Origin of the sequence: Flavobacterium sp. 22659 (assembly GCF_052044235.1) — a bacterium.
In the GTDB taxonomy this organism is placed as follows: domain Bacteria; phylum Bacteroidota; class Bacteroidia; order Flavobacteriales; family Flavobacteriaceae; genus Flavobacterium; species Flavobacterium johnsoniae.
On sequence record NZ_JBQEMU010000005.1, the window covers coordinates 47,548 to 59,494 of the forward strand.

Annotated in this window: 11 protein-coding genes; all 11 read right to left on the reverse strand. The window is 29.6% G+C overall.

From position 1 onward, the window contains the following. Positions 1-39: 39 nt before the first annotated feature. Positions 40-1,410 (reverse strand): DUF5458 family protein, encoded by a 1,371-nt coding sequence (locus tag ACTJIW_RS07050; protein WP_012025251.1) that lies wholly within the window; start codon positions 1,408-1,410, stop codon positions 40-42. 20 nt (positions 1,411-1,430) lie between these two features. Further along, positions 1,431-1,880 carry a hypothetical protein gene (locus tag ACTJIW_RS07055; RefSeq protein WP_012025252.1) on the reverse strand — a complete coding sequence of 150 codons (450 nt, stop codon included), beginning with the start codon at positions 1,878-1,880 and terminating at the stop codon, positions 1,431-1,433. A gap of 54 nt (positions 1,881-1,934) precedes the next feature. Beyond that, positions 1,935-2,447 (reverse strand): type VI secretion system TssO, encoded by a 513-nt coding sequence (gene tssO, locus ACTJIW_RS07060; protein ID WP_012025253.1) that lies wholly within the window; start codon positions 2,445-2,447, stop codon positions 1,935-1,937. Positions 2,448-2,472: 25 nt separating this feature from the next. Beyond that, positions 2,473-3,642: a hypothetical protein gene (locus ACTJIW_RS07065; RefSeq protein WP_012025254.1), complete on the reverse strand. Its 1,170-nt coding sequence runs from the start codon at positions 3,640-3,642 to the stop codon at positions 2,473-2,475. Between the two features lie 218 nt (positions 3,643-3,860). After that, the gene (locus ACTJIW_RS07070; RefSeq protein WP_440715908.1) at positions 3,861-4,601 is read right to left on the reverse strand and encodes a hypothetical protein; all 741 of its coding nucleotides are present in this window, start codon (positions 4,599-4,601) and stop codon (positions 3,861-3,863) included. Beyond that, positions 4,582-5,196 carry a hypothetical protein gene (locus ACTJIW_RS07075; protein WP_440715909.1) on the reverse strand — a complete coding sequence of 205 codons (615 nt, stop codon included), beginning with the start codon at positions 5,194-5,196 and terminating at the stop codon, positions 4,582-4,584. Before ACTJIW_RS07075 ends, ACTJIW_RS07070 begins: the two co-directional genes overlap by 20 nt. Positions 5,197-5,300: 104 nt before the next feature. Next, positions 5,301-6,416: an SH3 domain-containing protein gene (locus ACTJIW_RS07080; protein ID WP_440715910.1), complete on the reverse strand. Its 1,116-nt coding sequence runs from the start codon at positions 6,414-6,416 to the stop codon at positions 5,301-5,303. Between the two features lie 111 nt (positions 6,417-6,527). Continuing rightward, positions 6,528-7,550 carry an SH3 domain-containing protein gene (locus ACTJIW_RS07085; protein WP_440715911.1) on the reverse strand — a complete coding sequence of 341 codons (1,023 nt, stop codon included), beginning with the start codon at positions 7,548-7,550 and terminating at the stop codon, positions 6,528-6,530. A gap of 104 nt (positions 7,551-7,654) precedes the next feature. Then, complete coding sequence (locus ACTJIW_RS07090; protein ID WP_440715912.1) at positions 7,655-8,800, reverse strand: SH3 domain-containing protein; 1,146 nt, start codon at positions 8,798-8,800, stop codon at positions 7,655-7,657. Positions 8,801-8,804: 4 nt separating this feature from the next. Beyond that, positions 8,805-11,426, reverse strand: a complete 2,622-nt coding sequence (locus ACTJIW_RS07095) for a L,D-transpeptidase family protein (protein WP_440715913.1) — start codon at positions 11,424-11,426, stop codon at positions 8,805-8,807. An 11-nt stretch (positions 11,427-11,437) separates the two neighbouring features. Beyond that, positions 11,438-11,932: a DUF4280 domain-containing protein gene (locus tag ACTJIW_RS07100; protein WP_440715914.1), complete on the reverse strand. Its 495-nt coding sequence runs from the start codon at positions 11,930-11,932 to the stop codon at positions 11,438-11,440. Positions 11,933-11,947 lie beyond the last annotated feature (15 nt).

Consider the following 11,947-nt stretch of genomic DNA (forward strand, 5'->3'; position numbering starts at 1 on the left):
ACATATAGCGTGTTTCCTTTTTTTGATTTTACTGTACAATTATTTTTGTTCGTAATCTGTATCCCATTCAGTTCCATCATCACCTTTGTGACCATCCATTTTGATAAGGAAGTTTTTAGCAGGGAAATAAGGTTTCATATGGATATCCATATAAATTCTGTCTTTTTGAATTGGATCTTGTTCAAATCTGCGGATTTCAAAATTCTCAATTAATTTATCCGGACCAGTGATTCCGTCAAGGAAAGCAACGATCTGATTCATAATCTCTTTACGCGTTTTAGCAGTAAAGTTTTCGAAAGCACGACGATTAAGGAAATCCATTAATACTTTAGTCACATAATCAAAAACACGAACTACAGAGTACGTTTGCAATCCTAAATTATCTCCGCTGAATAATGTTTTAGCAGAAAAAGCCATTACTTTTCCGTATTCATTTACCATCGGAACTAATCCTAAGTTTTCAAGATTAGCGATTTCGCTTTTCTTAAGATCAAATTTCACTCCGTCAACTTCATTAATTCCTCCAAATTTCTTACCTGCAGTAACCTGAGACATTAATGTTTTGTATATTTTTCCTGCTAATGCAGCCGAAGGCGCAACGTGTAAATCTTCGTTTTCTCCAATTTGATCAAATCTGCCGCGGCCAACAAGCCAGTTACAAGTCATGATTACGTTAGAACGATAAACATCTCCTCCAGTCAATGAAGCCGCATCAAACATTTCCATTACATCATCCGGTTCATCAAGATGTTCGAAATCTGTAACTAACATTACTTTGTTTTCATGCGCAATTTTTGCCCATTTTTCAATTACTTTATTAGATCCTAAATATCCTGGAATTACCAAAATACCATAGTTGTTTTTAAGATCTAAACGATCGTAATTATCAACTAATTCTGAGTGAATTGCATCAATAAAACGAGTATTGTCAAGATCTTTTAACTGATCTAATTCTGCATTTACAATCGTAACATTTTTTACTTTGTCAGATTCTGTGTTTTTAAAGAATAAGGCCAGTGTTCTGTAAGCTGCTTCAATTTCTCTTGTATCTTCAACAGCTTTAGCAAGGTTTTTTTGAAGTAAAGCTTCAGATTCTTTGCATTTATCTTCACTTTGTGCCACCATATCAGTCAAAGCTTCATTATTGCTTAAAACTGAAGACCAAAGTTCTAAAGTCTTTAAAAGAGTTTCTCTTTCTTTTGCTTTGTTTACTTCACCCAAAAAGATTTTTCTTCTTGCTTTTCTATCCGGATTAAGATTTTGAACTCCTTCAATTGCCATTTCTAATAAATCAAAACCGCCGTATTTAGCCAGTTTTTCAACATTTTTTTCAATTGAAATTCCTTTAACTGCTTTTGGTTCTAATACTGCTGTATCAAGATCACCTTTATATGCTTCTTTGCTTGACATATCTAAAATATTTTAATTTCTTATTTGTTTTCTTTTAACTCGTTGATCAGTGCTCCAAGACTTTCTAACAAAGCTTGTTTTGCTTCTCCGTCTTCTAAAGCCGCTTTTAAAATCTTATTTGATTTTAACTGACGGATAATTTTTTGATATTGATCTTTTTCTGTTTCAAGATCAGATAAAAAACTGCTTTGTGTTGTAATTCCTTTTATACCAAAATCACCTAAGTTTTTAAAGTTTAAAGGCTCAACTTTAGTTGCACCATCAGCAGTTTCAAAATTTACTTTTACTTCTGGTTTAAAATGTTCAAATGCTTTTTCGATACTTGTAATTCCTTCTACCAATTCTGGTTTTACAGGAGCATCTACTGTTAATTTTTGAGCAACAAGTGTTCTGTTCTGAGGGATTGCAGTGATCGCTTCATCTGCATCAATTTTTACTTCATTACCTCCAATTCCATAGTTTGACAACATAATTTCAAATTTTTAAATGATTAGTTTATTGATTTCTTTACTCTAAATTTCTAATTATTGATTTTGATAAATCTGACGGCATACATCCAGATCTCTGCTTACTTTTTCTAATTCTTCTTTGTATGTTTTTGCCGACTGGTTCAAACTGTCTATTAAGTGCGAATTGTGTGTAAGGCTTCTAATTTGTTTTTTATAATCAATAATATTCTTGTAGGCTAGAATAACATTGTTATATAATTTTTTGTTTTCAGTTGTGTCTTTTGGGACTTTTTGATAGATATTCGCAATCATAACATTTGCCAGACGCTGCTGAAAATCATTATCAACTTTTGGTGAATTGATTGAGTCGATTGTCATTCTGATACTGTCAATTTTTACCGAAAAATTAGTTTGATAATCGTATTCTCTTTTCATCATTTCATTTTCTGCTTTCAACATTTTATTTTCTGCCACGGGCATATAAAAGTTGAACGAAACTGCAATCAGCATAACACAGAATGTCAGGGTAAAGGCAATTAAAAAAGCGATAAATGCTTTCTGGCGTTCTTGTTTATTTAATACTTCCATAATTTTATATTACTATTTTATTTTTTTAATCTTTTATAAAGAAACCGTGACGTTTTGGATTATGAACGATGTCTTTTTTCTCTGTTTCAGCAACAAACAATTCGATGTTTTCTTTTTTCTTACCGATGTAATCCAGTTTATTCAGTGTTTCGAATAGTTTCTCTATTCTGGTTAAAGCATTTATTACAAGCGTAGCAGTTTTATCGATATGTACATGATCGTAACCTGCATTAATAAGTGTAGTAAACATTATTTCAAGATCTCCTTGTGAAATATCACACCATTCGGCAAAATAATTTAGCAGCTCTTCTTTTCCAGCTCCCGATTTTGAATCGATAAAGTTCTTCATCACTCTGGCAAACGCTACAACTGTGCTTAACATTGAAGCTGGATGCTGGTGCATTGAAAACCAGCGGAATTGCGTTAAACAGCTTCCTAAATAATATCCTGTATTATCTGCCAGCTGCATTACTGTTTGAGGCAAAACTCCTGCCTGTTGTCCTCTGTTTATTTTTTGAGAAATCTGAACCGAGTAAATTTCAATTTGACCAAAAGAACGTGCAATCTGTGCTTGTATATCTACTAATTTTGGATGACAAGCCACTGTTACAGAAGGCGGAATATAATCTTCATCTAAAACTGTTGTATCTCCAATAAGAACTTTACCAATAGCAAGATAGAAACCTCCATATCCAATTCCTGAACGGAATTCTTCGGCTTTAATTAAATGAAGTTTATATTCTGGCTGTGTGTACGGATATCTTGGCGGTACTTCATCTGGATCAGGTTCGCCAAAAGGGATTCTCTTTTTTGAATTAACCGATATACAAGCCAATAAAACCAATTGTTCGCCGTCTTTTATTTCATAAGTATCTTCCGGATACGGAACCTGAAGGTCTAATGTATCAGTATTACTTTTACTGATTTCAATTCTGGATCCGTTTGGTGTTATGGCGTGGCATTCTTCTACACGAACACGAAGCAGTTTGTGATTATCAATACCTAAGGTGATTTTTGTGGCCTCTTTATTTTGGTTTCCAGAATCCAGCAGACCATAACTTATAGGCGTGGTATGAATACCAATTGCATCATTTACCAACTCAGAAACGTTGTCCTGAATAGATAAAAAATGACTCTTATTTATCTTCATCCCATCAATCCAGTTTACGGGAAAATGATTTAATTTTTCTATCATAATTCTATATTTTTTATTTTGAACTGAGAGTGTTTTGTTTATCTCTTTTAGTATGGTTAGTTTTTTTATGTGCTATTCTTTTGATTTCATCAATTATAACAAGCTTTTTCGGGTTAAATAGTAACAATTTCGCGCACTGAGCCGGATTTTAAGCTTTTATCATGGACTAAATTTTTAAACCAGAAACGTTTTATGGCTATCTTTTTGTTTTTCTGTATTTAGTAACAGAAATCAAACATGATAAGTTTACATGAATTTTCTTTCCACTTTATCCATTTTGTAACATCTTTATATTCTTGAATATAATCACATGATGTTTTTGCAACTGATTTGATTTGCATAGAGTCTCCTTTAATCTTCAAAGCTTCATAATAATACCTTTGTTCCTCTTTTGAACTGTTTTCAACTTTTAAAGTAAGATGAATAAAAGCTGTTTTAATATATGCTTCCCATGAATGAAATTTATATTTACAGTCTTTCTTACTAACTAATCTTTTTTCGTTATTTATATAAATAATTAAAAAATCATTATCAGTTTCTGGCTGTTCTGCATCGAAACAAAATATTTTATATTCTATGTTTGGAATTATTTCTCTAGCAATAACCATTTTGGGGAATTTAATATTAAAAGGTTCTTCTGTGTTATTTTTCAATTTTATACTGCCATATACAGTCTTATCTAAATTTAAAATTTCAAAATCCTTATCAATTGATAATTGAACTACACCAGCGCCTCTTAACTCATTTTCAGTATAAAATTTAATTCCTCCATATTCTGTACTCATCATATTCAATGAATCTATTAAACAGGAATTGTTACTTAATTTCTCTTTATCATTATCTACAATTGATCTATTAGAGTAATTTCTTTTTTCAACATTATTATGATTTGTTGGTTTTTTATCATTACAAGAAATCAATATTATTACCATTAAGAAATTAAATATTACTTTCTTCATTATAAATTTCATTATTTTTTATACTCTTAATTAAATTAATTTTCCCATTCTTTTTATCAATCCTATATTGATTCCAAGAATTAAAATTAATACCTTCTTCATCTTCATTAATTTCCAACAACCATAAATCTAAATTAGAATTTATATAAAATAAACGCGTTATTACAACTAATGCTTCAGAATAATTCTCGTTTTTATAAATAATAATTTTGTCAGCTTTTTTATTGTTTTTATAAATTGACAGACTAATGTGAGCACAAATAGTGGCATCTGAATTATCTACTTTTTCCTTTTTTAGCTGTAAACTAATATCTCCAATATTTTTCTTCTCAATAGTATTAAAATCCCACTCATTAAATTGATCATAATCAAATTTAATTTTCGATAGATTTTTTCTTGTATACGCTATATCTGTACTATTCTTTATCTGGCTAATAAAATCATCTTGTGAAATTATTTTATCTCCAAATGATACAAACTTAATATCTTTAATACTTAGAGTATCTTTTGTCTTGTTTACTGCCTTATCAACTATTACTTCCTTTTTACAAGAAATCAGTAATAGAATTATCAAAGGAAAAATTATTCTTTTCATCTTCTTTTATCTTTTATTAATTCCCTCAGCTAACAAAAGCATAAAACTCCTGCTAGCTGGGGCTTTTCTTTTCAATATGTCAAGGAGCTTGTTTTTATTTTCTTTTATTCCGATTTTATTTTAGTCTTATAAACATATCCTTTTTTACCTGATTTAGATTGGATAAACCACCAATTTCCAGAATCATCTAATACGTCTATTTCTTCGCCAGATTTAACTTTACCAACTATTTCTGAGTTACTATTTTTATCTTTCCTTATATTAGAGTAACCATCAGAATCTTGGATGTAATATTTTTTTATTTCTGAATTTTGATCATTATTATTTTGTGTTGTACGAAATACTTTTGTAAAAAAAGCTAAGTCAGTATGTCCGTAATAATTTATTTTTTCGAAAGAATTAATAATTTTAGGATGAGAAACAAGAAGATTATTTAAAAGTCTATATGACATATCATTATCTGTATCTATATCAGTATTTGATTTGCCTTCAAGACCAAGATTTAATAAATATGCAATAGCTTCATCAATTTTTTCCGTTGATAACTTATTGGTATTCATTATATTCTTTCTATTATCGGCTAAATAAAAAGTTAAGTGATATATAAGTTCTTGTTTTTTTGAAAGGTATTTAAGATTTTTTTTTCTAATAGTATGATCTCTATTATAAAAGACCATTGATAATTTGAAATTATTTGAAAAATCATCCCAATCTCCAATATTATCAGAAACTTTCTTTATTAAAGATTCATTTTTTTCGTAATTAAATAATACAACTATATCTCTTGCCAAATCAATATCCTTTAGACTAGTCCCTAAAGTAGAAGCCATATCATTTAAATATATAATTTTATTTAAATTTGTTAGAGATTTCATATATGGATAACTTATAAGCATATCTTCTTTGATTTTATCTATATCTGGTAAAATATCTTCTCCTATTTTAATATATTTCCCTTCTTTACATATTTGATAGTCTATAGATTCACCAAGAATGTTAATGTCATTATAACCTTCTTTCAAATTACGATTATCAATACCAATAATGTCTTTATTAACATTTTCAAAATTTTCATTGGTATTTTTATAATTCGATTTATTCAAAACATTGATAAACATCTCTATTTCATTTTTTTCATTTCCTTTCTCTTTTGTCTGAGAATTACAAGAGCTAAAGCTCACAATAGAAACAACTAAAATGGAAATCATTAAACTTCTCATAATTATTTTTTATAATTTTTAATTCCCTCAGCTAACAAAAGCCTAAAACTTTTGCTAGCTGGGGCTTTTCTTTTCAATATGTCAAGGAGCTTTTTCTCTTTTTATTACTAATTATTCTTCTTTAATTTTAGTTTTATATACATACCCTTTTTTACCATCTTTTGACTCAACAAACCACCAATCACCAGAATTATCTAACACAATAATTTCTTCTCCCGTAGTTATTTTTTGTAAAATTTCAGAAGATGCATTTTTGTCTTTTCTTAAATTTGTATACCCATCTGAATCATTAATAACATAGCCTAAACTGGTGTACTTTTTCAAAATAGGTAATATATATGACTTATAATACAAATTTTCTCGAGTTGTCAATTTTTGAGTAACTGCCTTAGTAAATAAAGAATAGATATTTGTAAAATAAATTGTCTTACTTTCCCAGGCTGTATAAGAAGAAGGCGAAAATATAGCTTCAACTTTAGGTAATTTTTTTAATGTATTTTTGAAATTGGCATTAAATTCTTTTTCTTTTTCTGGATACAACAACATCTGCTGACTTTCTAAATTAATATTAGCAATATTATCTTTAAAAAAATTTTCATCTGCTATAAATTCATCTAATGAATTTGAAATACTTTTAATAATCGTTGAATCATTATATTTACTTCCTTGTTGAATATAGAACATAGGATTTTCAATGAAGAATTTCAATAAAGTCTCTTGATATAATTCTATTCCGTTATAAGATACGCTATCATTTTTTGAAATCTCAGATAATATGTAAAAAGCATCAGTATCAGACAATTGTATCATCCTAATAATCAACAACTGAGAAACCAAAGTCGATTTAAAACTATCATCTTCATTTTTTGTGATTAATAAAAACTTAATAAAATCATCTCTATAATTTTTATCTAATAAATCATTTATATTAATGTTTTCAATTAATATCCCATTGAACTTATATTTCTTAAGGTCAATGTCTTTATTACTAAATATAGAATTATCTAAAGTTATCCCGTCTATTAGTGTTCCCTTTTTCATTTGATCTTTTATTATGTTTTCTTTCTTTTCTGAATTACAAGAATTAAAAAATAACACAAAAAAAAGCAGAATAGGATTTATTATTTTTTTCATTAAATTTTCCATTTATTAATTCCCTCAGCTAACAAAAGCGTAAAACTCCTACTAGCTGGGGCTTTTCTTTTCAATATGTCAAGGAGCATATATGCTTTTTTATATTATTCAGATTTAATTTTGGTTTTATAAACATATCCTTTCTTTCCAGAATTTGTTTTTATCAGCCACCAATTTTCTGAATCATCTAATATTTCAACTCTTTCGCCTGATTTAATTTTTTCAATTATAGCTGATGTACTATTTTTATCTTTTCTCACGTTAGTGTAGCCATCAGGATCGATAACTTTACCATAAGAAATCTCATTTTCTTCTGACATCAATAAGTACTTTTTAGTATAACTGTCAATTAATGGATATCCATAAAATTTTTGAGATTTAAATCTGTCTAACATCTTAGGATTTTGAATATAAAAATTATTAAGTAAGCTGTAACCTTTATTATCATTCAAATCCTTATCTTCATAATGCTGTAATTCAACTTCTATTAAAAAAGCTAGTGTGGTATCAATCAATGAACCATCTATTTTCTCTTTAATTTTATTAGAATTGTTATTCAGAAAATAAGCTAAATCAAAAATAAAATCAGGCTTTTTATTAGCTATATCTTGCAATATTTTTTTTCTAATTACATCTGGTTTTGTTTTATTATTATACCATAAAAGATGCCATTTAAAACTTTCATTATAATTGTCAACCTTCTTTATATTCTTTACAAATGAATTATTTAAAAGATTGTTTTTTTCATAATTTAAATACACAACAATATCTTCAACTTTATCTTTATCTAAGTTTACTTTTGATATTGCAGATAAATCATCATTAAATAAAACCTTATTGTAGTTTATAAAATCAATATTATAATCATTATTCAGTCCATCTTTTAAAATATCTGCAAAAGCATCTCCAGCTCCATCAATTACACCTCTATCAACTTGATAAGTATCTATAAATCCTTCATTACTTAAAGCTGTGTATCCAAGGCCACTTTCTAAATAAACATCATTGAATTTTGCATTATCAATATCAACTCCGAAATATTCAACAACTTTGTTTTTAAATACACTATGTTCTAAGAACTTGTAATTATTATTTTTTAGCAAATCTCTCATTAATGGCATATATTCAGAATATAACTTATCTTCATTTTTCTTTATTGATCCTTTAACTTCCATTTTTTTTTCCTTTGTTTGAGAATTACAGCTAATAACTAGCATTGTTATCATAAATAAAATAATTGTTCTTTTCATTGCATTATTGTTTTGCATTTTTACTATAATTTCTTTTTTTGTCTTTTGGATCAGCAACCATATCATAATCTTTATACACATCATCCATAGAATCTACTTCTTCAACATAGACATAAATTGTTTTTCCTTTACCTTTAATTGTATTATAATTTTCAACTAATTTTTTCATATCAGCATTATATACTCTAACACATCCATAAGTAACCATCAAAGGACCATTATCATTTATTCCAACCTTCGTTGTATGTCCACTATGTATAGCAATTCCATCTCTTTTTCCTGGCGCGGTGGCTTTTTTTGCATCTCCAGTAATTCCATTTATATGAATTAAACCATTATCTCCATAACTCGCTTCACCAATATGAGTTTTCGAATAAGAAGAAGACCAGAGTCCAGTTGGTGTACTTCCTTTTCCATTTCTTTCGAAAAAATTATCGTTAACAGTTCCCATCGCTAATGCATAACCTTTCAGTACTATTTCAGTATCATCAAAGAACACGAATAAGCCTTCAGTTCTTCTATCCTTAGGAACGATAACATTAATATATGCAGTTTTTGAATCTGCCGAGTATTCGTTATCATATGTTGAAAATTTACCTTTTGTTTTAGGAATTTCAACTTTTTCTCCCCATTTACAATTATCAATTTTAAAAGCTTTCGATGTAATATCATTAAATGCCTTTTGCTTTTCTTTATGATTTGATGAAGGATTACCTTTTTCATCTTTAAGAGCCACATCATTACCAACTTTAGGGCAAATTTTGTTTATAACATCATGTGTTTTATTTGAAATCGTGTTTAAATTCTTCCATTTAAAGAAAATCATAGAACTCAATATAGATAACTCAATGCTTTCGCCTATTAAGTCTGGTTTTTTAACAACATCTAAACTATTTTTTTTTGTATATAAATTACAATACTCATAAAAACCTTTTCCTGTTACTTGGACTAATCCTCTACCTCTATAATTCCAACCATCATTTGCTTCAGTATTCCCTATTTCTTTTGCTTTTTTTGCTGGAGGAGAATATGCCCAATTAGCTATTTTTTTTTGATCCTCTAACGAAACTCCCGGCTTTTTAGGCCTGACTGTTGGTCTACCCCATAATTTTGCTTTTTCTTTCCCTTCTTTGGTTTGAAATGCTTTAAAAATTGATAAACTCTCGTAATAATAATTAAACCCTTCCCCCTCTTTTAATTCTAAACTTAAACCGGACTCAACTCTTGCCTGAGCAAATAAATGTGCTTTATTCCAACAAGTATCCATTCCTAAATCTTTCATATATTTAGTATACGTTGCGGCTACTTTCTCTAATTTTGCTGAATCAGCTTTAGGGAAAATATCTTTTAATTGCTTAGCTGTTATAGGCTTAGTGCATTCATCACAAGTGCCCTTTTTCTCATTTTTCCCGCCACTCTTTTCACCCTCTCCAACCTTCGCAGTCTTATTAGTCTGCTCTACAGGATCCGGTTTAAAAACTTTAGCATCTACATCTACAACTTCACTCTTTTTTAGATCATTTGTCTGCAACACTTTAACTTCTGCAAATAGCTCCTGTTCTGCACCTTCAGTCCAAAAGTTTCCTCCAAGGCTTCGAGGAATTGTATCTAGAGGCACAACAATCGCATGCAAATCAGATTTAAGCGTAAATTCCTGCTGAAACAGTAAATCGTTGCTAGCTACATCTTCATCATATAGTTTTAGACTAATATCCTTTCCTTTTAATCCCGTTGAGTTAATCCAGACTTTAATCTGTTTTTCTTTAAATACTCCTTTAATCTTATTTCCAGTTGTGTCAGTAAGATTCACTGAATTGATTCGACCCTTTTCTTTTTTAGCACCTGATGCATCTTGCTTTGGAGAATCTTTCTTAGAAGGAATCGTTGGCTTTTCAGCTTCCTTTGGTGTTGTCTTTCCCTTATAGGGAGCTACAGGAGCTTCAATATCATTTACATTTACATTGTTACTTGCAATTTTCTCTTTGTTAAAATCTGTTGTAACATAATATTCATGAATTTTATCTTCTACCCCATCTTTTTTTGCAATCTTGGCAAAACTTGGCCTAAGTAAAAAATCAACATCTGCTTTACCATTTTTAACAACTCCTGAAAGTGTTTGTATTATATTTTTTTCATTTGCCTTATTGTGCCCTCCTTTAGGAGCATCATCTTCCCAAAGTGTTACATACACTTTGTGTTTTTCCATATGTAAACAATGCACTCTGGCTTTAACTGTTTGTCCGTACGATAAGGGCGCAGTCGGCTTTTTGCCACTTTTATCAAGTAATTCTACGTTCTCTATTTTTGGTTTTTCGGCGGGATGTGTCGTTACATTCAAACGCGCTACATCTTCTCCTCTTCTTGCCAGAATACGGATTCCTTTTCTTTCTAAACTTTTTTGAAGAAAGGTGTATGAGATTCTTTTTCCTGTTTTATCATTTTCTTTTGTCTTGCGCCATCTTCCATTTTCGAGAATATATATTTCCCACTTTACAGGCTGTTCAAAACTATTACTAGAAGCTGAATTTTGAAAAGGCAGAACACTCGGTAAAAAAGTATTTACTGAGTAGAATTCTTCCTTACCTACAACAGGATCAGGATTTCCAATTATTTTAAAATCTGACATACTATTTTATTTTATTTACAAATAGAATCACTCTCTTCTAAACTCTCTTGAAATTTTGATGTATTAACCAGCGGATTTAACTGATTATTTACTTGCGGCTTCGCCTTTTTTGCATTTTGTTTGCTCGCTTCTGCTTTTTGACCGTGTTTGTCTACTTCTATACAATCTGGTCCTCCAATAGGACAGGTTCCTTTACTGTCTTCAAGCAGAATTTTCCCCTGATTACTTAAGGTTACTTTTTCGTAAAAAGCACTCCACTTTGTAATTGTGGCCTGACATGGCAGATAATCACCGCTTCCATTTGGCTGCATTTTACATTTTCCGAAGGTATTTTTCTCTAATGTCTGCCCAATTTCTTTGTCAGTAGCAATGAGTTTTTTCTTTGCATCTTTATCATTAGCATAATGTTTATCCTGCGATTTTACTTTTAATATATCTGTTTTTGGTTCTACGCTAAATTTACATTTAAGTGAAGCTCCCTGAACTACTATATGTTTCTCACTCATTGCCTTACCATTTAT